General features: G+C 54.1%; 16 protein-coding genes. 14 read left to right on the top strand and 2 right to left on the bottom strand.

All coding sequences use genetic code 11. From position 1 onward, the window contains the following. Window positions 1-30: 30 nt before the first annotated feature. Both B2589_RS13015 and B2589_RS13010 read right to left on the bottom strand, forming a co-directional pair. Window positions 31-978 carry a 5'-nucleotidase gene (locus tag B2589_RS13015; RefSeq protein WP_286816869.1) on the bottom strand — a complete coding sequence of 316 codons (948 nt, stop codon included), beginning with the start codon at window positions 976-978 and terminating at the stop codon, window positions 31-33. A 15-nt stretch (window positions 979-993) separates the two neighbouring features. Next, window positions 994-1326, bottom strand: a complete 333-nt coding sequence (locus B2589_RS13010; RefSeq protein WP_286816868.1) for a hypothetical protein — start codon at window positions 1324-1326, stop codon at window positions 994-996. 476 nt (window positions 1327-1802) lie between these two features. Here B2589_RS13010 and B2589_RS13005 point away from each other — a divergent pair, with 476 nt between their 5' ends. From B2589_RS13005 to B2589_RS12940, 14 genes are all read left to right on the top strand, one after another. Next, window positions 1803-4712, top strand: coding sequence for a DEAD/DEAH box helicase (locus B2589_RS13005; protein ID WP_286816867.1), 2910 nt, complete (start codon window positions 1803-1805; stop codon window positions 4710-4712). A gap of 2 nt (window positions 4713-4714) precedes the next feature. Beyond that, window positions 4715-9724 (top strand): hypothetical protein, encoded by a 5010-nt coding sequence (locus B2589_RS13000; protein ID WP_286816866.1) that lies wholly within the window; start codon window positions 4715-4717, stop codon window positions 9722-9724. A gap of 5 nt (window positions 9725-9729) precedes the next feature. Next, window positions 9730-10485: a ubiquinol-cytochrome C chaperone family protein gene (locus B2589_RS12995; RefSeq protein WP_286816865.1), complete on the top strand. Its 756-nt coding sequence runs from the start codon at window positions 9730-9732 to the stop codon at window positions 10483-10485. Beyond that, entirely contained in the window at window positions 10478-11377 is a 900-nt protein-coding gene (locus B2589_RS12990; RefSeq protein WP_286816864.1) for a hypothetical protein, read from the top strand. The genes B2589_RS12995 and B2589_RS12990 overlap by 8 nt, the downstream gene beginning before the upstream one ends. After that, on the top strand, window positions 11368-11682 hold the full coding sequence (locus B2589_RS12985; protein ID WP_286816863.1) for a hypothetical protein: 315 nt from the start codon (window positions 11368-11370) through the stop codon (window positions 11680-11682). Before B2589_RS12990 ends, B2589_RS12985 begins: the two co-directional genes overlap by 10 nt. A gap of 33 nt (window positions 11683-11715) precedes the next feature. Then, a complete protein-coding gene (locus B2589_RS12980) occupies window positions 11716-14184 on the top strand; it encodes a dynamin family protein (protein ID WP_286816862.1) in 2469 nt (822 codons plus the stop codon). Then, window positions 14181-15098 carry a diguanylate cyclase regulator RdcB family protein gene (locus B2589_RS12975; RefSeq protein ID WP_286816861.1) on the top strand — a complete coding sequence of 306 codons (918 nt, stop codon included), beginning with the start codon at window positions 14181-14183 and terminating at the stop codon, window positions 15096-15098. Before B2589_RS12980 ends, B2589_RS12975 begins: the two co-directional genes overlap by 4 nt. Then, on the top strand, window positions 15095-16126 hold the full coding sequence (locus B2589_RS12970) for a patatin-like phospholipase family protein (RefSeq protein ID WP_286816860.1): 1032 nt from the start codon (window positions 15095-15097) through the stop codon (window positions 16124-16126). The genes B2589_RS12975 and B2589_RS12970 overlap by 4 nt, the downstream gene beginning before the upstream one ends. 48 nt (window positions 16127-16174) lie before the next feature. Further along, window positions 16175-16522, top strand: coding sequence for a hypothetical protein (locus B2589_RS12965; RefSeq protein WP_286816859.1), 348 nt, complete (start codon window positions 16175-16177; stop codon window positions 16520-16522). A 10-nt stretch (window positions 16523-16532) separates the two neighbouring features. Beyond that, entirely contained in the window at window positions 16533-17567 is a 1035-nt protein-coding gene (locus B2589_RS12960; RefSeq protein ID WP_286816858.1) for a hypothetical protein, read from the top strand. A 112-nt stretch (window positions 17568-17679) separates the two neighbouring features. Then, window positions 17680-19302, top strand: coding sequence for a MotA/TolQ/ExbB proton channel family protein (locus tag B2589_RS12955; protein WP_286816857.1), 1623 nt, complete (start codon window positions 17680-17682; stop codon window positions 19300-19302). A gap of 9 nt (window positions 19303-19311) precedes the next feature. Further along, window positions 19312-20019: an OmpA/MotB family protein gene (locus B2589_RS12950; protein WP_286816856.1), complete on the top strand. Its 708-nt coding sequence runs from the start codon at window positions 19312-19314 to the stop codon at window positions 20017-20019. Next, window positions 20016-21134 carry an HNH endonuclease gene (locus B2589_RS12945; protein WP_286816855.1) on the top strand — a complete coding sequence of 373 codons (1119 nt, stop codon included), beginning with the start codon at window positions 20016-20018 and terminating at the stop codon, window positions 21132-21134. Before B2589_RS12950 ends, B2589_RS12945 begins: the two co-directional genes overlap by 4 nt. Window positions 21135-21200: 66 nt before the next feature. Then, window positions 21201-23444 carry a GmrSD restriction endonuclease domain-containing protein gene (locus tag B2589_RS12940; RefSeq protein WP_286816854.1) on the top strand — a complete coding sequence of 748 codons (2244 nt, stop codon included), beginning with the start codon at window positions 21201-21203 and terminating at the stop codon, window positions 23442-23444. Window positions 23445-23447 lie beyond the last annotated feature (3 nt).

Genomic DNA, 23447 nt, shown 5'->3' with positions numbered 1-23447 from the left:
TGGTAGACAGGACTGAGAGCTTAGCGCCAGTTAGCGACTAACCTTGTCGCTTTGAGTATGATTCGCCACCCCAAACGGAATATGTACCATCGGCACATTCCCCGCATCCGACTGCAGGTGGCTGCGCTGGTCATCAAAGAACATATGGGGCTTCAGCACATTCAAAATGCGGTCTTTCTTCATACCGCCCAGGAAAAACACCTCATTGGCATCCACGCCCCAGTGTTCCAGGGTGGTAATCACACGTTCGTGAGCAGGGGCGCTACGAGCGGTGACGATGGCGGTGCGCAGGATGCGTTGGTAATCCGGATCGGCTTTTTGCGCCTCATCTTCCAGTTGCTGCAGCAGTGATAGCTTTCTGAACAGATCAGCCAATGGACCAGGGCTGTGGGGAATGCGGGCCTTGGAGGTTTCGTGGGCATGGAATGCTTCCAGCTCACCACCTTTGTAAACCCGCTCTGACGCATCATCGGCAATCACCCCATCGAAGTCGAAAGCAATACGCAGCTCGAAATCGTCCTCGTCATCCACCACAGGGGACGGCAGCACCGTGCCTGCCGGGTATTTGTAGTCGATGGCTTTTAGAACATCCTGCTCATTGGACGACAGGAACAGCGACGCATTGAACGCCGGAATATAGGGGTAGGGTGACTTGCCCTCCAGAAACGCCGCCCGGGAGATATCCAGCCCATGGTGCTCAATCGACCGGAACACCCGCTTGCCGGTGATGGACGAGTTGCGGGACAGCAGTACCACTTCGACCGGCGACGTCTCCGGAAAACGCTTGTTGATGTTCAGGAACCGCCGAACAAATGGAAACGCCACCCCCTTGTCCAGCGGGACCTCCAGATGCTCTTCCTGGTAATCCCGGTAGGCAATGGCACCCTGCTCCTGAAACACCCTGTCGGACTCGGACAGGTCAAACAGGGCGCTGGAGGCTACAGCGATAACGAGTTTTTCTTCTATTTGGTAGGACAAAGCGAATTCTCCAATTCATCCTAAGCGGCGCAAGGCTTCATCCCGGGCAACATCCCAGCTGGAATCGTCGGTAGGCAATCCGTTAGCTCCCAGTGGTGGCACACCACGCTCTTTTCGGCGGGCGTTTACCTTCTCGGTGTAGTCCACGCTCATGGGATTAATACCGCGGCGACGGTCGTTGGCGTCTGCGATGGAGTCCATCATGGAATCGTATTCTTCCGGGAAGAGTTCGTAGTGTACATCGTGGACCAGCTCGTTGAGCTCATCCAACTTTTGGCACTCCTCCTCAGATAGACCCTCGCGTTCTGCGGTGTGCTTCTTGAGCATTTCTTTTTCGGCACGATTCATCGTTTTCTCCCTGTTTGTTTCAACTTTGATCACTCTATAACAGGGTCGCGACGATTGGTGTCGCTACCTCATATGTAAACAATCGTTACGTTTTTTTGTATCACCTCCAAGTTCACCCAGTATCCCTTATACTCCAAACTAAACGCAGCCTAACCTTCCTGCCCCCCTGACAGGCCGGGCTGTGCGGAGAGATTTACCAAACAAGGATGACATCAATTTAGAAAAGAAGGGTTTGTCTGGGTGGCGCAGGAAACCTGAGGTTGGTAATGACTAATCGTTGCCCATAGTTGCAAACCTGAAACACCCCAGAAAACAATTACATAAAATGTAAAAATACGTGAACATCGCTTCACCTTTACGTTCTGATAGACCATTATCAGGGTAACGTAACGGTAATCTTATAAAACGACAACGGATGTCGGAGCCAGCAGCTACCCTCCCGACATCCAGTTAAACCAACCAGTCGGGAAGGGCACATGTCTTCACTCTACGCACCAGGTGCCAGAGTACTCATCCGGGATTGCGAATGGATCGTCCGCCGGGCGGATCTCAGCGATGATGGCGGTTACGTCCTCACCGTAGACGGCCTGTCTGAGCTCGTAAACGGCAAAAGTGCCCGCTTTCTCACCAAGCTGGAAGAGCAAGCGGGTGCCATCCGCGTGCTGGACCCGGCAGAAACCCGCTTTGAGCAAGACCTGACCCCCGGCTTTGAGAAAAGCCGCCTGTTTATCGAAACCCAGCTTCGCCAGATCTCCCCGGCGGATGAAAAAATCCATCTGGGCCACAAAGCGGCCATGGACCCGGTGCCTTACCAGCTGGACCCGGCTCTGCAGGCTCTCAAACAGAACCGACAGCGTATTTTGATTGCCGATACCGTGGGCCTGGGCAAAACCCTGGAAGCCGGCGTCCTGATGACCGAGCTCATGCGCCGCGGCCGGGGCAAGCGCATCCTCGTGCTTACCCTCAAAAGCATGATGACCCAGTTCCAGAAGGAAATGTGGAACCGCTTTACCATCCCGCTCACCCGGCTGGATTCCGCCGGCCTGCAGCGGGTGCGCAACCACATTCCCGGCAACCACAACCCCTTTTACTACTACGACAAGTCGATCATCTCCATCGACACCCTCAAGCAGGACAACGAATACCGCCGGCATCTGGAAAAAGCCTACTGGGACATCATCGTTATCGACGAAGTCCACAACGTGGCCGAGCGGGGCAGCAGCTCCCAGCGGGCGCAACTGGCGCAATTGCTCAGTGGCCGGTCAGACACCCTTATCATGCTCTCCGCCACCCCCCACGACGGCAAGGCGCGGTCTTTTGCCAGCCTGATGAACATGCTGGACCCCACCGCCATTTCCGACCCGGACGACTACGCTAAGGAAGATTTCCGCGACAAAGGCCTGGTGATCCGCCGCTTCAAAAAGGACATCCGCGACCAGGTGCAGCAGGAGTTCAAGGAACGGGTGGTTAACGACCTCTACCTCAACGCCAGCCCGGAAGAAGAGGCCGCCTACCAGGCGCTGCTGGACGTGCCCTTTACCTACCGGGGCGAACACAGCGCCACCAAAAATGGCCAGCTGGTGCGCATCGGCCTGCAAAAAAGCATCTTCAGCTCCCCGGCTGCGGCGGAAGTGTCCGTACAGCAGCGCATCAAAAAGCTGGAGGCCAAGCAGGAAGTCAGCGAAGACGAACAACAGGAAATTCAGGCTCTCCACAGCCTGCTGCTGTCGCTGCGTAACATTGCCCCGGCCAACTTCCACAAATACCGGGATTTGCTGAACCTGCTCGGCAGCAAGGATTACGGCTGGAAGAAAACCGACACCGAAGACCGCCTGGTGATCTTCAGCGAACGCATCGAAACCCTCAACTGGCTTCACGGCCAGCTGCAAGGCGACCTCAAGCTCAAAGACGACGCCATCCGCATTCTGCACGGCGGCATGGGCGACATCGAGCAACAGGAAATCGTTGAAGAATTCGGCAAACCAGAAAGTAAACTCCGCGTACTGCTGTGTTCCGATGTGGCCTCTGAGGGCATCAACCTGCATTACCTTTCACACCGGCTGGTGCACTTCGATTTGCCCTGGTCCCTGATGGTGTTCCAGCAGCGTAACGGCCGGGTAGATCGCTACGGCCAGGAACAAACGCCGATCATCACCTACCTGATCAACCAGAGCGACAACCCCAAAGTGCGCGGCGACCAGCGCATACTGGAAATCCTCAAAGAGAAAGATGAGCAGGCCTACAAAAACATCGGCGACCCGGCCACCTTCATGAAAGTGCATGATGCCGAAGCCGAAGAAGCCCTCACCATGGAAGCCATGGCCGAAGGCACCGAGGCTAAAGCCTTTGATGACAAATACCAGGCCGACGACAGCAACGAAGGCGACGACCTGCTGGCCCTGTTCCTCAACCCGGAAGCCGCCGCCCCGAAAACTGAGGAAGAAACGGAGCAATACACCGTAGAACGCTACAGCCTGTTCCCCAGCGACTACGAGTTCGCCCGCCAGGCGCTGGAAGCCATCAACCGCGAGCGCAGGCAGGTGCATTTCACGGCCAACAACGACAAGCAAACCCTCACGCTCACGCCGCCGGATGACCTGGACTACCGCTTCCGCTTCCTGCCACCGGAAATCCGCCCGGTAGATGGCAGCCTGGTACTCACTGCTGATAAGCAGCGTTTTGAAAACGAAATCCGCCGCAGCCGGCAAGATGAAAACGCCTGGCCGAAACTCCATTATCTGTGGCCCCAGCACCCGGCCATCCAGTGGCTGCAAGACAAACTGCTGGCCCAGGTGGCCCGCCACAGCGCGCCCGTGCTGGCCCTGCCGGATACCGATGCCGTAAAACAGGCCCTGCAACCGGGCCAATCCGTCTTCCTGGTCAGCGGCCTGATCCCCAACCGCAAGGCCCACCCGGTGATCTGGGAATGGTTTGCCATCAAAACCCGCAATGGCGAAGTGACAGCCATAGAGCCGGCTGAACACTGGCTGCAAAGCCTGCAACTGGACAACAAACTGCCCAACCGCGCCCAGCCGATCAACATTAGCGAACTGGAAGCCCTTCGCCAGCCGGTGATCAACGCCGCCAAGGCAGAAATGCACCAGCGCCAGCAGGCCTATACAGAACAGAAGAGCGAAGAGCTGGCAGAGCAACTGCAGGCGTTGGAAGCCCTGCAACAACGCCAGGTAAAACAGATAGAACTCCAACTGGAAAAATCCGCCCAGGCGGAACACTTCAAAGCGGCCAGAAGGGAAGAGCGCATCGGCCGCATCGAAAAAGTGTTCGATGACTACCAGGCCTGGGTACGGGATACCCTCACCATCGAGCCGGTGCCCTTTATCCAGATCATCGCCGTATTCACCCGTGAAGCCGGGGAGCAAGCATAACCATGGCCGTACAAGACACCGCCGCCACCTTCATCGGGTTAATCAACGACAACGAATTCTTCAGCGCCCACTACCTGGCCGAAGTGTTCCAGGGTGACTTTGCCGACACCATCAAAGACTGGGATGCCCGCGAAGAGCAGGCCAAAGAGGCCGGGACAGAATACACCACGCCCCACCGCGCCCTGCGCAACCTCAACCAGACCTTCTTCGCCCTGCGCCACAAGCTCAAAACCGAGCGCAGCGCCGCCGAGCGTATCCGCCTGCAGCGGGACTTCTTCAAAGACCTGCTGGGCACTCTGGGCATTCCGTACCAGCCGGAAAACCGCACCATCGCCCCCAACACCGAACTGCCCGTCCTCAGCACCCTGGGCGACCAGCTCTGGGTACTGGGCGCGCTGGATGCAAACAACGAAGGGGAAGACCCGCTCTCCCTGCAACTGCACAGCAACCAGTTCTTCGGCCCCGGCCCGCACCACGACAAACTGAAAAACACCAGCTGGTACAGCATCCTCAACGAAGCCGTGTTCCGCCAGGTGGCCGGCCATAACGACAACCCGCCGCGCTGGGTACTGCTGATCAGCGACCGCCAGGGCATCTTGATCGACCGCTACAAATGGTCGCAAAACCGCATGCTGCGTTTCGACTGGGAAGAAATCCTCGGCCGGCGGGACGACAAAACCCTCAAAGCCACCGCCGTGCTCCTGCACCGGGAAAGCCTCGCGCCAGACGAAGGCCAGTGCCGCCTCGACAGCCTGGACGAAAACAGCCACAAACACGCCTTCGCCGTCTCCGACGACCTCAAATACGCCCTGCGCCAGGCTATCGAACTGCTAGGTAACGAAGCCGCCGAGCAACTCATTGAACAGGCCCGGGACCGCAAGGAAGGCATCTACAGCGGCAGCAACGCCCTGGATGCCGACCAGCTCTCCAAAGAATGCCTGCGCACCATGTACCGCATTCTGTTCCTGTTCTACATCGAAGCGCGGCCAGAACTGGGCTACCTGCCAGCGGAAGACGAAACCTGGCGCATGGGCTACAGCCTGGACAGCCTGCGCGACCTGGAAAGCGTGCGCCTGACCACCGAAGACAGCCGCAAGGGCCACTACTTTCACGAAAGCCTGCAGCGCATGTTCACGCTGATCTACCAGGGCCACCAGATCAGCCGGCAAAAAGACGACCTGCACGAAAGCACAACCAACGCCTTCACCCTGCAAGGGCTGGACAGCCACCTGTTCGACCCGGCCAAAACCCCGCTGCTGAACCGCGTTACCTTCAGCAACGAAACCCTGCAGCAGGTCATCCAGAGCATGTCGCTCACAAGGCCCACAAAAGGCAAGAAACGCCGTGGCCGCGTCAGCTACACCCAGCTTGGTATTAACCAATTGGGTGCCGTATACGAAGCCCTGCTCAGCTACCGCGGCTTCTTCGCTACCGAAGACCTTTACGAAGTCGCCCCCAAAGGCCAGAACATCAACCCCGACGAACTGGACACCGGCTACTTCGTCACCCAAAGCCAGCTGGACGAATTCGACGACAAAGAGCGCGTGTACGACAAAGTCGACGGCAAACTCAGCCTGCGCGTACACCCGAAAGGCAAATTCATCTACCGCATGGCCGGGCGCGACCGGGAAAAATCCGCCAGTTACTACACCCCGGAAGTACTCACCAAAAGCCTGGTGAAATACACCCTCAAGGAACGCCTGACGGAAGACGTAGCGGCGGATGAGATTCTCGAACTCACGGTGTGCGAACCCGCCATGGGCAGCGCGGCCTTCCTGAACGAAGCCGTCAACCAGCTGGCGGAAGCCTACTTAACCCGCAAACAGCAGGAGCTGGGCGAACGCATACCCCACGAGGACTACCAGCGGGAACTGCAGCGGGTAAAAATGCACATCGCCGACCACAACGTATACGGGGTAGACCTCAACCCCATCGCCGTGGAACTGGCGGAAGTGTCCCTGTGGCTGAACGCCCTTAGCGGCGGCCACAACGTACCCTGGTTCGGCTACCAGCTCTTTACCGGCAACAGCCTGATCGGTGCCCGCCGCGAGGTGCACCCGAAGATTGCCCTGAAAAAACAGGCCAAAGAAGGCTACTGGTACAACAACGCCCCGCGCAGGTTAAACCCGGAAACCCTGCAGAGCCCCGCAGGCGAGGGCGGCCGTAGCGAAGGGGAAATCTACCACTTCCTGCTGCCCGACCCCGGCATGGCCGGCTACAACGACAAAGTGGCCAAACAACTGCGCCCGGATGCCTTCAAGAAAATCAAAGACTGGAAAAAAGACTTCTGTGCCCCGCTAGACGAGCAGGAAATCAAAACCCTGCAAAGCCTGAGCGATGCCGTCGACCGCCTGTGGCGCGAACACACCCAGATGCTGGAACAGCACCGCCGGCGCACCGAAGACACCTACCCCCTGTGGGGCCAGGAACAGGTGGAAGAACACCACACCACCACCCGGGAAAAAGACAACCTGCGCGCCCACGGCATCTTCAACACCAACGCCCGCATCGCCTCCCCGTACCGCCGCCTGAAGCTGGCCATGGACTACTGGTGCGCCCTCTGGTTCTGGCCGCTGGACAAGGTAGACCAACTGCCGGACAGACAGAAGTGGCTGTTCGACCTGAACACCATCCTCAACAGCGCCGGTACCTTTGACTTTGCGCCGGAGCAGGAAAGCCTGCTGGGCAGCACTCCAACCGCAGAAAATTCCACCCCGGAAAACGAAAAGCCGGCAGAGCAGGGCGAAGACTTGTTTGCCAAACCGGTAGACGACCTGTTCGCCGCCGACGAGCCCCAGCAAACCCTGCGTGCAGAAACCCAGGCCGCCCGCGATGTCAGCAACCAGCGCGGCGAGCTCAACCTGGAAAAACTGTTCAGAAACCCGTACTTCAACACCCTGGCCATCGCCAATGAGCTGGGCGAACACTTCCGCTTCTTCCACTGGGAACTGGCCTTCGCCGACATCTTTGCCAACCGTGGCGGTTTCGACATTACTCTGGGCAACCCGCCGTGGCGCAAGGTGGAGTGGCAGGAAGGTGGCATCCTCGGCGACCACAACCCAGCCTTTGTGCTGCACAAACTGAGCGCCAAGCAGCTGACCGATGAGCGCGAAGCCGCCTTCGAGCGCAGCCCGCAACTGCAGCAGGCGTGGTTTGCCGAACTGGCGGAGGCGGAAGGTTCGCAGGCGTTCCTGAACGCCACCCAGAACTACCCACAGCTCAAGGGCGTGCAGACTAACCTGTACAAATGCTTCCTGCTCCGGGCCTGGGCCAATTTGAACGGACAGGGCGTGAGTGGCTTTCTGCATCCGGAGGGGATTTATGATGATCCCAAGGGTGGGGGATTCCGTCGGGAGGTGTACAACCGTCTTCGTAGGCATTTCCAATACACTAACGTACGTCTGCTTTTTGCCGAAATTATGATATGGGTGAAGTTCTCGGTAAACATTTACGGACCTTGCCGAGACGAACCAAAGTTCGATTCCATCTCGAATGTGTTCGACCCCTCAACAGTAGATGCATGCTATCAAAGTGATGGCTCTGGACCCGTGCCCGGGATTAAAAGCGGTATTGGAGAGGAGGAGAGCTCAAAGGGCAGCTGGGAGTTAACTGGCCACCGCGACCGTATTCTCGAAATCGGCTGGCACGAACTGGCCCTGTTCGCCCAGCTCTACGACGAAGCCGGCACCGATGCCCTGGAAGCCCGACTGCCGGCCCTGCACGCCCGGCAGCTCACCAACGTACTGGAAAAATTCGCCGCCCAGCCCCGGCGGCTGGGGGATCTGAAAGGGCAGTACTTCTCCACGGTAATGTTCGACGAAACCTATGCCCAGCGGGACGGCACCATCACGCGGGAAACCCGCTTTCCGGAAAACCCGGAACAATGGATACTCTCCGGTCCCCATTTCTTCGTTGGTAATCCGTTTTACAAAACTCCGCGACAGGAATGCAATACACCAAGGGCCTACGATCCTCTCGACCTGCAAACCCTGCCGGACGACTACCTGCCGCGCACCAACTACATCCCCGCCTGCGACCCCGCCACCTACCGCGACCGCACCCCGCGCGTGCCTTGGGTGCAAGAGGGCGAGCACCGGGAGCGGTTGGTGACGGATTATTATAGGTTGGCTTATCGTGGAATGCTGTCTCAGTCCGGCGAGCGCACGATGATTCCCATGATCTTAATGCCGGGGGCTGCACATATCCATGGTGTTCAATCGACCACTTTCAAATCTCAGCAGTTGTTGCTTCGCCAGGCCGCGATGACAATCTCGATCCTTGGTGATTTCTATATTAAATCCACGGGACGTAGCAATTTGATGGCGACGTGGGCAGCACTGCCTTTGGTGGAGTTGTTGCCTTCGATTGCTTGTCGGGTGTTAGCGCTTCATTCCGTGACCAGCCACTACGCCGACCTCTGGCAATCCAACTGGCAAGACGATTTCCGCCAACAACACTGGGCCACCCGCAAACCCATCGCTGCGTTGCTGCAGGACTTCTTCGCCAACCTCACCCCCGAGTGGCAAAGAAACAACGCCCTGCGCACCGACTACGCCCGCCGTCAGGCCCTGGTAGAAATCGACGTCCTCGTCGCCCAGGCCCTTGGACTCACGCTGGGAGAACTGCTCACCATCTACCGTGTCCAGTTCCCCGTGCTGCAACAGAACGAAGCCGAAACCTTCTACGACCAGACCGGCCGCGTCGTCTTCAGCGTCAACATTGGCATAGCAGGCGTAGGCCTGCCCAGAAAAGCCAACAAGAAGGAACTCACCGAAGGGACCTTCTACTGCATAGACACACCAGAAAGAAAAGAAGACGACATAGCCCTCGGCTGGGAAGACATCCAGCACCTGCAGGAAGGCAGCGTCTACAAAACCTATATGGACGACACGCTTCCTGGTGGGCCTGCGGAGCGGACTGTGGAATACAAAGCACCGTTCTTCCGGCCGGATCGGGAGGAGGATTATCGGGTGGCTTGGGAGGTTTTTGATAATGATTCTAATGAAAGGTAAAGAGCATGAGCAGTGATGTTATCAAAACGAAAGATCTGTTGAATTCCTCCTCTAACGAAGAATTGGAACCGCTGGTTGAGTACATACTTAAAGCGTCTACAGAAAATTTGAGCACCACTCCAGAATATAAACGCCACCATCCTGATCATGCTCTTTATAGCGATCGGATTTACGACGAGATCCGACTGTTTGGGGGTAACACTTTTCTAAATGTCTTTCGGAAGGAAGGGCCCAGATATTCTGAAGTTCTCAAAGATGCCGCGCGAAAAGTTGGTGTGAAAAATACGAGCAACGCCTCTATTGTTGAGCTTGAGCAGCGAATGATTCAAGAACTATTACGAAAATCCGCCAAGGAAGCTGAAGGGAAAGATCGAGAGGAATTGGAGAAGGTCTTGCGTAAAGCGGGCATGAGCCATAGGGATTATAAGGCCTTTTTGTCAGGTGCTTCGCTGGCAACATTGTTGGCACCACATTTGTACCGAGTTTTCATGTATCAGGCCTCAAGTTTGATTGCGACAGCCATTGCCCGGCAGTTGCTGGGTCATGGCGTTAGGATAGGAGCAGCCTTTGCATTGGGGCGAGCGGGAGCTGTATTGCTGGGACCACTGGGTTGGGCTGTGGCCGGTCTGTGGACAGCTGCCGATATAGCGGGGCCTGCCTATCGGATAACCGTGCCTTGTACACTGCATATTGCAATGCTGCGTCAAAAATGGTTAGCGCAGCAGGAAGTTGGGCCACTGGAGGGAGCATTTGATGACTAATATTAATGTGATGTTCGAGCTTTCCGAGGAAATTGTTAAAGGGCTCGCAAATGGCACTCTCGAGCGTGTAGGTGGAGTGGTTCGAAGAGTTGGCGACAAAAAGATTGTTGTATGGCTTACAGAAGCCGGAGCGGAGGTGTCCAGGGAAGCTGGGCTACCAAGTATACTTAACAGCCCTCAAATGCTAATGGGTATGCAAGTCGCCAACCTTGCGGTCAGTGTTGCCGGATTCGCCCTTATTTATCATAAATTACAGCAGGTTCAGCGACAGATAGAAGGGATCGACCAGAAATTGCAGGCTCTCTCCGACGCACACGCATGGCTAGATAAAAAGCATCTTATAGAGCATTTGGCACCAATGTGTGGTGCCTTAGAAACACTTTCAAGCATTCACCATATCCGGGACGGTGACACTGCTAAAGCCAAGCTCTTGCAGGCAGATTGTAAGTTAGATGATGCAAGCATTTACTTTCGTGACGTCTTGGGGCAAATGCTTGTTAATAAAATTGAGCAGGAGCGCCCTGAAGAGTTTGCTGCGTGTTATAGAGCATGGGTAATGGCATCCCAAGGTAGAGTCCAGACGATGGCCGAATTGGCTGAGCTTCCATTGGCTCACCATCGCGCGGAAGAATTTAAAACTCAGCATCGTGCATTTGGAAGTGATTATCTGGCAGTCCGAAGTGACCCCCTGCGAAAATTAAGCTGTGAGCGGGTGCACTTTAATGCCGAACCCATTTTGAAGGAGCTCGGTCAACAATCTGCAGGTGCGCATGAAATCATCAAAGGGCGGGTTCTTCAGCTCGAATATATGGTTGAAAACAGGTTAGATTTGAGTGATTTGCCATCTACTTCTGATCGGGTAACGAGTTCATACGCTTATATGTGCGTTTGAGGTGTCTTCTTCGTTGCGGTTCCAACAAAGGCCTGATAGGCGTAGGCCTGCCCAGAAAAGCCAAGAAGAAAGAACTCACCGAAGGCACCTTCTATTGCATACACACACCAGAAAGAAAAGAAGACGACATCGCCCTTGGCTGGGACGACATCCAGCATTTGCAGGAAGGCAGTGTTTACAAAACCTATATGGACGACACGCTTCCTGGCGGGCCGGTGGAGCGGACTGTGGAATACAAAGCGCCGTTCTTCCGGCCGGATCGGGAGGAGGATTATCGGGTGGCTTGGGACGTTTTTTCGTCTTGAGCACACCGTAGTTAACCGTTTTTAAGGATCAATATGCACGCAGATAATCTGGAAGTTTTAAGAAAAGAGGCTGTGAGGCTAATTCAACTTGAAAGCTCGCTGCTGTCAAAAGTTGCAGCCACACCTGGACTGGTGTCTACGGCGGGTACGTCAGAACAGCAGACCTTGGATTCCGACATACTCGAGCATTCGATGGAAATACTCGAGGGTGAGAAAACCAAGTTAGAAGCGATGGATATGGTTGTGGCGGTTGTCGGAACCATGAAGGCGGGCAAGTCCACCACCATCAACGCAATCGTGGGCGCAGAAGTGCTACCCAACCGAAATGCGCCGATGACTGCGATACCAACGCTGATACGCCATAGCCCGGGGATGAAGGAACCAAAGCTCCTTTTCCACAATAACCAACCTATCAACAGCCTTTGCGAAACGATTAACAAGGCCCTTTCGAATGCCCCCGGGCTCTCTGGTCGAATTGTTCAGGAAGCCCCCGAGCTTGAAGGAGCCCTGGCATTCGTGACACTGGGTGCGAACGTCAGCCAGGAATACAAGGGGCAGTCGGGAATCTTTGAGTTTCTGAAGTCGATAAATGATTTGGTGAGAATCTGTCGGGTGCTTGAACTCGAATTCCCATTTTCCGACTACGACGAAATGCACGAGCTGCCGGTAATTGAGGTTGAGTTTGCTGCGCTCTCAGATAAGGAAGCCGCACTTGGCCGACTAACTTTGCTTGACACACCAGGACCTAACGAGGCAGGCCAGAAGCATCTGAAGGTCATGCTCCGTGATCAATTGCGAAAAGCTTCGGCCGTTATCGCTGTGCTCAATTACAACCAGCTGAAATCACAGGGCGATCAGGATCTTCAGGATGAGATCAATGCCGTGACAACTCTGGCGAAGGGGCGGGTGTATGCGTTTGTAAACCGGTTTGACGAAAAGCGGCGCAACGACCCGGATGAAGACAGTATCAAAACGATGGTTAACCGTCGTTTTGATAACGATATTCCTGTCGACAGTATCTTCGCAGTTTCAGCGTATCGTGCCTTTATTTCAGAGCTTGCACAGAGAAGTCTGGAGGAACATGGCCAGCTTCCCGATCCCGACCAGCCAGAGAATGCGTGGGTGGAGGAGTTTGGTCAGACCTGTCTTGGGATGGACTGGGAAGACAAGCTGGATGATCTAGATACGGTATCCAGAGCTGCGAACTATTTCTGGGAAAAGTCCGGCTTTGGCATTCCTCTGGAACGGGTAATACACACCGCGCACCAGAACGCAGCATACTATGCGCTGGATTCTACTGCTTCAAAGCTTGTGAATCTGTCAGAACAGATATCCAACTTTATCAACAGCCGTGATACAGCGTTGAGCAAAACAGCGGCGGAATTGCAGAAGCACATTGACTCCCTTCGGGGAGATGCCCATCGGATCACAGCGCTGCGTGAGGAAAAAGAAAAAGAAGCAGAAGACTTGTTGGGCGATCTTAGGGGGCGAGTTTCAGATGCGCTCGCAAAGACTAAGAAGCAAGGTCAGGCCATTACACGCAGCTTGTTTGAGAAGGGCGTGATTGCACAGGTAGCGCGGGAAAAGAAAGTCATGAGCCATACAAAGGCCGAGCGGGAACGCCTGGGGATTGATACGGTTTCCGACGAAAAGAAGCGTTCCGCAGTGTCGCTTGGCGATTTGATGGCTGGTAAACGTACTCTGGCCTCTGGAGGTGAAAAATCGAAAGAACAGGTTGTTGACCCGAATGATCGGGATCTGGAGTTTACCAGTGCTGACGATGCCAAATCTTTTTTGACCAAGATTGAACAGGCTCTTGAGGTACCAATTAGTGATCTCAGTGAGCAGTTGAGGGAGGCTTTGAGCTCTACCTTCCAGCATTTCAATGGCCAACTGGAGTCCGAAATCGCCAGAAAATCCGGTGAAATCTTAAATGCTGTCAGTAAGCGTCTCGGTGAGGACGGCTTCAATATATCGCTGAAGGTGCCATCGACCGTCAACTCGTCTGCCTTTGCTTTGAAAACGTTGGATATGAGCGACGGTATTAAGGCCGGCACAAAGTCGGTTACGCGACTTCGGAGACAAACGGCAACCGGTGCGGGTGTAAAAAGATTTTTTGGCAACATCTTCGGGACAGATTGGGGTTATGACGAATACGAGGCAAGAATTAAAGTTTTCCGCGTCTCTCTCGATGATTTGAGTGCAATTACCGATCGGTTGTTGGAGCAACAGGAAAATAACTGGCATGAAGTGGTCAGGGAAGATGTAGAGGTTCCAATCAATAACTCTCTGGAAGGTTTTTTTGGAGAACTTGAGAAAAAGGTTGAGGGTCTGCGCGGAGATCTCTTGCAGGGAGTAGCAGACAAGGAGAAAAGTAAAAGTGAACAGGATGAACTGCTCACAGCACTAAAATCGATGGTTCGAGATCTACCTGCGTTACAGGAAGACTCTGAAGCCCTGCAGAGCGATGCCCACAGTAGGCTCAAGGATCGCGTCCAGTGACTACAAATATTGAATTTCAAAAAGCAGCTGACCTGTTTCCACCGTTAAGAGATAAGTGTGCGATACGTCTGGTCAGCAGACTAAATGTCGCACGTGAACAGGTGCGAGTGCATAAAGAAAAAGAAAACGAAGGTTTCTTCAAGGATCTGGTTTCCTTCTTTACAGGTGCAACCACCAGGCGACAAAACCAGATCAATGCATCGCTTACGGATGTTGTTGAGCAGAATGTTGAGGACTTGTCACTAGTGATGGAGTCCTTAGCAAACAACAGTCGTACCCTGGGTCTTGTTCATGATGAGCTCCGAAATATCCAGAATCACACCGAGGTTATCGGCCTTGAAGTTCTGAACCTTAAGGATCGTGTTACTGAACTTGATGCGCGGGTAACCGAGCGTTTTGCGATATTAACGGAAGCTGTTGAACGTGTTGATTTTCGGGTTCGGGCGGCGCATCACTTGGATCGGGTTATTTGGAGATGGAAGGGCGGAAACTTGTCCGAGCTTCCTCTTCTGTTGCGCTGTTACAGTGTTTACGAAGATCTCTGGTGGGGGGATTTCGGCTTCTACATTCAGCAGTTCCCGGGCAAAGATGCGGATCAATTGCTGTCGGATTTACGTTTACGGATTGCAAGCTGTCTTGCAGAAACAATTCATGCCTTGCCTACGCAAAGGTTGTCACGCGAGGAATGGCTTGCTGGTACGGCAGTGGGATGGCAAAGGTTAGCGCCGCCTTTATCTCATAGTGTGGCTTTATTGTCGGATTGGGCTGACTCAGTCAAGACGCCCTATGTCTCTATGGTTTGTAAAGCGCTTCCACAAGATTCAGGTTCGTTAGTGGTCCCACATTTGTTCAGTGCCGAACGGTTGGGGCGAGAGTTCACTAGAGAGTTTTTTGATGACAGGGTGGTCGCATGAAGATTGGATTGGTGCTATCCGGTGGCGGTGCTAAAGGCGCCTATCAAGTAGGCATGGTTCAATCGCTTGCAAGGCATGGCGTTGACGTGGCAATGGTCTCGGGGGCGAGTATTGGTTCGCTCAATGGGGCTATTGTGGCTTCGGCACCAGATATCGCTACAGCAGCGCAGCGGCTGAATGAAGTTTGGGCGCTAGTTGCGGAAGAGGGTGTCCTTGAAGTCAATAAAAAAGCGATACCTCGTTATCTCATGATGCTCGCAGCAGCAGGTCTTACTGGCCCTGGCAGAATCGGCGCTAGTCTTCTTTCGAGTATTTACGGAGCCACGGATCATTCGGGGATCCTCTCCACCTCACCGTTAAGCCAAATTCTGGAGCGCTATCTTTCACCCTCTGATCTGGCCAATGGTAAACCGCTTTTTGTCTCACTTTACCCCTACAAGGGGCGCCTCGGTGCGCTAACGGACTTGTTAAAAGGCGAGTTTCTTAAACGATTCGATACTCGTGAATCTGTATTTCGGCATATTCAGTCACTGAATGAAGTAGATCAGCGTGAGGCATTGTTGGCTTCAGCTGCAATACCTGTTTTGTTTACTCCAAGGAAGGTGGAGGGTGAAATTTATTCGGATGGAGGGCAGGGAAATTACAGGAAGGCTCAGGGAAACACGCCTATCACCCCTCTCCTTGATAAGAGCCTTGATGCAATCATTGTTTCGCATTTGAGCGACGGATCATTGTGGAGTGCGGATGACTTCCCTGATGAAACTATTCTCGAGGTGCGTCCGGCTAGCCGCATTTCGGATAGTAGCCTCGACATGCTGGGTTTTGATGGCGAAAAGATCCAAGCCTGGATAGATCAGGGGCGTGCAGATACCGATGTGATCCTGGACAAGTTATCCCGTTACGCTGGTGCCAGGTCTAGCCTGAGAGAGGCAGATGCAACGCTTGGGGACAAGGTGGATAAGCACGCGGAGGGGCTTGAGAGTACTTCTTTGGAGGCAGTGATGCGGAGATTGCGGGGTTCGGATTAAACAGGTTAAAGACTTTTAGTATAGGACTAATCACCAAAGGAACTGACATTGATCCCTATGAACAATATTACCGAAGCGGCTGAACAAAAAGGATTTTTCTCCAAACTCTCTACCGGCGATTTCGGCCTGGCTAAAACCTATTGGCTGTACGGTGTTGTGGTCGGCATCGTTATTAACGTCGTCATACAGATTGTGCCATCTATTGGCGCAATTGCTGTCGTCCTCGCATTAGCGACTGTCTATCAGGTGATGGTTCTGCTGGGTATATGGCGCGCTGCAACCCGGTACCAGGGCCGGAAGGTATGGGCCATTTTGGCGAAGATCGCCACGGTGCTGGGTTGGATGGGGGTGCTCACTAATATTGGTGTGTTCTTCCAGATTGTTGGCTACCTGTAAGGAACAGGGCATGAGAACTTTCCTGCTTATGGTGTGGTTGCTTGTATGTGCCACACCGCTAAAAGCCATTGAAGTGAATCAGGGAAACCTCCCTGGCCTGGCGGAGGCTTATGGCTTTGTGCTTGGCCAGAAACTGTCGTTGGAACGCATTGCACGTGAGTATCCTGATCTGGCTCGGGACGCTTTACTAGCAAGGCTATCGTTTGAGCGAACGTTTGGAGATATTCATGGAAAGCTCCGACCGAAGATGGTTGCGTTCATGGGCCAGGAGCTTTTCCAACAATTCCATTCGGATTTGAACGCTCAGTTAGAACAAATAAACGGGCAACAAGAAATAACACGGGAGATTGCAGAGCAGTTCCTCGAGGAGGTGGGTAACCGCCGAGCCAAGGGCGATATTTACAGCCCCACACTGGAATACCTGCTGGCTATAAGGTTTGGCGATAACCCCGCGCAGGAATACACGAAAGGTTTTCGCCAGCGATACCACACTGATGGCACCGGCAAATCTCTTGGTGTGATTTTAAACCTGCAGTTGCCGAAATCCTGGCAGGAGCTTGAGGGAAACCGTCCGCATATCGTACGCAAATGGAAAAGCGAAGCAGGCACAGGCATGGAGCTGATTATGCTCCAGGTTAGAGGGACTGAGGGTGTTTCCGTAACCCGCGCAGATGTCGCGGAGATGATGCAATCAGGCGAGATAGAGGGGCTTATTCCGGAAGGTGGCGCTTTGCTGGATTACGGTATGGTGTCGGTTGAGGGGTTGCCGGGTTACTTCATGGATTTCGATGTACTGATGGAGCGGGCAGGGATGGCTGTGTACCAAAAAATGCGGCAATACTCATTCTTCTATCACGACCGCATGATTTCTGTGCAGTGCTCTGCCGGTGCACTCGAAAGTGATTATGAGAGCGCCGAGGTTCGGTTTGAGAGGGTGAAGCCGCTATGTGTGCAGGTTTTTAATTCCGTGGTGTTGCCGGATAAGTATTTGCGGCCGGAGCCGGAAAGGCGCGGTAATGAGGGTGTATTAATGCCGGCTATTTAGGGTTGTCTTAAAGGTATTCAGTGTGTGAATGAATTGCTGGGCTCAGGATGAGCATGTTGTTTCGAAGGATTTGAAGCTGCGTTGTATCTAACTTCGAAGATATGGAGTTCTTATGTTCTCGGCACCTCTGGAGAACGCGGTAGCGTCTGTTGAGATTGGTCTGGTTACCGATGTATTTCTTGGCCTTTTGTTGGCTGTATTTTTGTTGTCGTGTGTTTGGAAGCGCGGTAACAAACATCATCCTTTCACCCAGTACGCACCAACACTGCTAACAACGCTGGGTATCTTGGGGACCTTCTTCGGTATTGTTGCCGGCCTCCTGGCTTTCGACGTTCAAGACATTGATGGCAGCATCCAGGGCCTGTTGTCCGGGATGAAAACCGCTTTTATCACCAGTTTGGCCGGTATGCTCCTGTCCATCGTTTACAAAGTCCTGGTGTCCACAGGGATCCTGACCGTGGCGGCCACGGAAGAGATCGATGAAGACCAGATAGGTGCCGCAGAACTTTATGGCGTAATGGTTGAGCAGCGTGAGGGTATTTCCGCGCTGAATCAGGCCATTGGCAGTGGCGATGAGTCCAGCCTGACCGGCCAGATGAAGTTACTCCGCTCTGATGTGAACGATGCTGAAAAGCAGTCCCGCAAGGAATTCAGCGAGTTTCAGGAAAAGCTCTGGATCAAGCTTCAGGATTTTGCCGATATGATGTCGAAGTCCGCGACTGAGGCGGTGATCGATGCGCTCCGCCAGGTGATTACTGACTTCAACCAGAATCTGACCGAGCAGTTTGGCGATAACTTCAAACAGCTGAATGAAGCGGTTGAGAAGCTGGTTGAGTGGCAGGATAACTATAAAGGCCAGCTGGATGACATGACCCAGCAGTACGCCCAGGGCGTTACTGCGATTACGGAAACCCAAACGGCGGTTTCCAGTATTCGGGAGAGTGCGGGCCAGATTCCGGAATCCATGAACCGGCTTGGTGAGGTGATGACGGTGAACCAGCATCAGATTCAAGAGCTGGGCCGGCACCTGGATGCGTTCAAGGATGTTCGGGACAAGGCGGTTGAGGCTGTCCCGCAGTTGAAGGAGCAGATTGGGTTGACGGTTGAAGGCGTTGAAAGCGCTTCGAAAATGCTGACCGATGGTATCGCCAAAACCAGTGAGGCTCTCAAGGAGTCGATCTCTCAGAGTGCGAGTGAATTCCAGGAAAGCGCATTCAGTGCCAACCAGTCTTTGGTCAGCGCGTCGGATGTTATCCAGAAGAGTTCAGAGCAAACCGGTGAGCTGTTGAAAGACCTGAGTGAAGAGCTGAATAACAGCTTCCGAAACCTCGTGGCTGATATGAACGAGCAGAACAAATCGATCTCAGAAGCACTTCGAGATTCTGGCAAAGCGGTTGTAGAAGAAGCGGCGCGCAGTCGTGAAAGCTTCGAGACCGGCCTTGAGTCTATGCGCAATCAGTTGGTTAACAGCCTGGAGCAGATGGCTGAGCAGCAAGCTAATCAGGTTCAGGGGCTGATCGCTGGTCTGAAACAGTCCATGGAAGAAGCGATGCGCAAGAGCGCGGAGTCTGTTGAGGGTAGTGTGGAAATTCTGGATCAGGCTCTGCAAACCGAGATTAACCGCTCAATGGAGCAGATGGGGCAGGCGCTGGTTTCGATTACCGGTAAGTTCACAGAGGACTACCAAGGCCTGGTGCAGGAAATGAATCGTGTTGTCCGGACTCAGTCTGCGTAAGGAATCGACATGGCTGAGTTTTTGAAACCCAAGGCTTCCGAACAGGAAGAGAACCATTGGCTTTCGGTGTCGGACCTGATGGCAGGTTTGATGGTGGTGTTTCTGTTCATCGCGATTGCCCTGATGCGCGACGCGTTGATTGAGCGTGACCGGATTAAGGAAGTGGCGGTGGCCTATCAGGAAACCCAGGTGAATATCTACAAGGCGTTGATGGGGGAGTTCTCTGATGACCTTCCTCGCTGGGACGCGGAGATCGATAAAGATACCCTCACTTTTACGTTCAACTCGCCAGAGGTTCTGTTCGCGAGGGGAAAGATTGAGCTGAGTGACGACTACCAGGAGTTACTTTCCGACTTTTTCCCGCGGTATATGGAAGTACTGAATCAGTTCAAAGATTCTATCAATGAGGTGCGGATTGAAGGGCACACCAGCAGTGTCTGGAACAACTCCACCAGCCCCACTGATGCCTACTTCCTGAACATGGCGCTCTCTCAGGGGCGAACGCGGAGCGTGCTTGAATATGTTTACCGGCTGGCTGAGGTTAGCCCGCATCAGGACTGGATCAAGTCTCACGTGGCGGCTGTTGGTTTTTCATCTGCAAAGCCTGTGTTGAATTCTCAAGGCACCGAGAACTTTGAGAAAAGTCGTAGAGTGACTTTTCGGGTTATCTCCAATGCTGATATTCGGATAAAGCAGATCCTGGAGATTGAAGGATGAAACTGCGGTTTCCGGTTGATGCGTTGTGGGCTCAGGTTAACAAGATGGGATGCAGCAAGCGTGAGTACTCCCTGAATCATCGCATTCAGACACCGCTTCCTGAAATCGTGACATCGAAGAAAGGGGTTGATGTCACGATTGATGAGGTCGATACCGAGTTTGGCCTGCTTAGTTGTAATGGTGCCCAGGTTGTTCTTTATATTCCGGATCATGGCCGAAATGTTGATGGCGTGCTAAAGGATGCAAGCACCGGCAGAAGGGTGCACGTGGCAGACTGCACAACTCTGGAACAGATGCGCCAGAAGAATCGGTTTCAGCGCTATCGTGCCGTTGTGAATGTGACCGGTGATTTCGAGGTTTTCGGCTTTTCAATGCTGAGCCAAAAGAGCGTTGAGGGCACTGCAAGGCTTCAGGTTTGTATTAACTGCCTCAAGCACCTCAATTACCGGGGCTATGTGACAGACCCCCGGAGGCAGTCAGAGATTCGGCGTAGCTTTAGCCTGAAGGATTTCTTCGCCGAACACAGCACGCTTTTTCGTTATTTGCCCAGCTCGTTTATTGAACGAAAAGAAGGCTATACGCCGGACTGGCCGCAGATCTCGGAGAACTTCAGGGCCAGCAAAGGCTATCACTGCGAGAGTTGCCGACTGGACCTCGGTTCACACAAGCATCTTCTGCATACTCATCATATTGACGGCAACAAACGGAATAATCAGGAAAGCAATCTGCAGGCTCTATGTGCTGACTGCCACCGAAAGCAGCCATTACACGACTATATGTCGATCAAGAGCAAGGATATGGCGCTGATCCAGCGACTCCGGAAAGAGCAGGGCATACTGGGCAGTGCGGCTGACTGGGACGACCTGTACAAACTGGTGGACCCGCCCTATGACGGGCTTTTGCGTTATCTGAAAGGTGCCGGAGGCGGTAAGCCGGAAATTGGTTATGAGATAACCGACGCCAACGGGGCGGTTGTGGCGGAAGTTGAGATTGCCTGGCCACACGCGAAAGATGGCATTGTTGCCGATGATGAGGAGAAGAAGGTGCTGGAAGGGTTGGGCTGGAAGGCCAAGACGCTTAAGGTGGCTCTTCGGGAGTTTAGGGAGAAGCGGTAAGCATGATTCTTCAGATCAAGCAGGCTGAGTACCTCTTGATCAAAATAAACTGACACGGGATGTAACATGAAAATCTCCACCCTCCTGGATCAAATCGAAATCGGCCAGATTGCCCTGCCGGAGTTTCAGCGAGGCTACGTCTGGAACCGGGATCAGGTTCGTGGCCTGGTGCGGTCTTTGTACAAACGCTATCCGGTGGGCAGCTTGCTCGCCTGGATTACGGACTCTTCTGAGGCGCAGGGGAGGGGGACCAGTGCGCTGGCGTCTGGGCAACAGGTGAAGATGTTGTTGGATGGCCAGCAGCGAATGACCTCGTTGTACGGCATTATTAAGGGTGAGCCCCCTGCTTTTTTTGACGGCGATGCCAATGCCTTCAAGGGGCTGTATTTCCATGCGGAAACAGAAGAGTTTTCCTTCTACATGGCTTCGAAGATGCAGGGCAATCCGCTGTGGGTGGATGTGACGCGTCTGATGAAAGAGGGCGTGGATACCATTCTTGAGGAGATTCTGGAGTCCACCCAGGATTTCAAGCGCACTACTCACTGTGGCAATCGCCTTAACCGGCTGCGGGATATCCGTGAGATTGATGTTCACATCGAAGACGTCTCCGGCCCGGAAATGACTCTGGATGTGGTGGTGGACATCTTCAACCGGGTAAACAGTGGCGGTCGCAAGCTGTCCAAGGGTGATCTCGCCCTGGCCCGGATCTGCTCGGTAGAGCCGGATGCCCGTTCCCGTATGCGCAAGGCCCTGGATGACTGGAACGAGGCAGGGTTTGCTTTCACGCTGGACTGGCTGCTGCGCAGTGTGACCACGATTGCCACGGGCGATGCGCGTTTCGTGGCGCTTCACGACCTGGATGCCGCGACTTTTAACACGGCCCTGCAGCGCGCTGTTAACCATATCAACACAGTTCTCGATTTGATCGGCGCCCGGTTAGGCCTCGACCATCAGCAGGTGCTGACCGGCCACTTCGCTTTCCCGATTCTGGCGCGTTTCCTGGATGATGCCGGTGGCGCTGCACAGGGCCATGCAACTCAGAACAAGATCCTGTTCTGGTATGTGCAAACTGCCATCTGGGGTCGTTATTCCGGTTCCACTGAGAGTGTGCTCTCCCGAGATCTGAATATCCTGCTGGACGCCGGGCCGGAGGAAGGGCTGGACGCGCTCATCCGGGAGTTGCAGCTGTGGCGAGGCAACCTGCGTATTCGACCTGAGCACTTCACGGGCTGGAGCCGTGGTAACCGGTTCTATTCCATCCTTTACATGCTGACCCGGGTTGGCGAAGCACAGGACTGGGGCTCGGGCCTTCCGCTGAAAAAAGGGTTGTTGGGCAAGAACACATCCCTGGAAGTTCACCATGTTTTCCCGCGGGATTACCTCAAGAAAAACGGCCATGACGACAAGAAGGCGGTCAACGCCCTGGGCAACTTCTGCTTTCTGACCAAGAGCAGCAACCTGAAGATCAGTAACCGGCCACCCCGGGACTATTTCCCCGAAGTGGAGGGCCAGCACCCGGGTGCCCTCGCCAGTCAGTGGATTCCTCAAGATCCGGAGCTACGTAAGCCGGAAAACTATATGGAGTTCCTGCGCCAGCGCCAGGCACTGCTGGCTGAAGCGGCTAATCGTTTTCTGGATACTTTGTATGACCTGCCATCGGACGAAGAAGCTCCTGAATATCAGGTTGTAGAGCAGGGCGAATCTGCTCCGGGTGGAATTGCGGATGAGCAGGAGGAGAAGCTTCTGGATGAGGTGAATGCCTGGATTACGGAGCGGGGCCTACCGTCGGGAGATAAGGAGTTCGAGTTGAGAGACCCGGATACAGGTGAACTGAAGGCTTTTCTGGATCTTGCCTGGCCGGAAGGTTTGCAGGAGGGGTTGTCCGACCCGGTTGCATTGATTCTCAATGAGGAGATGGATGTCTTTAAACTGGCGACTAATGCGGGATTTCAGGTGTTTGATGATGCCGAGAGCTTCCGGGTTCATACTGCCCGTAAGGTACTTGGTGACCTACATTATGGCCTGCCTGATTGGGCGCAGCAGGTTGAAGAGGCTGCTATTCCGGTAGTGAACCATATTCTGAAGAGCGAGCTGCCTGCGCCTGAGTGCGGCGCTGAGATCCAGATGGATACCGGTGAGGTAGCCGGTGAGTTCGAGTTTGTGTGGGATGATCAGCGGGTTGCTGTGTGGGTGTCGGCAGAAAGGGCACCCCAGCGTGCAATGCTGGCAGCCCAGGGCTGGCGGTTATTCTCCCTTGAGGAGGTGGTGGAGTTGCCTAAGTTGTTGGAGGTGGCTTTGGAGAGGTCTTAGTTG

The organism is Marinobacter sp. UBA3607 (genome assembly GCF_002375525.1).
Classification (GTDB): Bacteria; Pseudomonadota; Gammaproteobacteria; order Pseudomonadales; family Oleiphilaceae; genus Marinobacter; species Marinobacter vinifirmus.
Note: the sequence above shows the minus strand (reverse complement) of the source record. Positions and strands in the feature narration are given on the sequence as shown.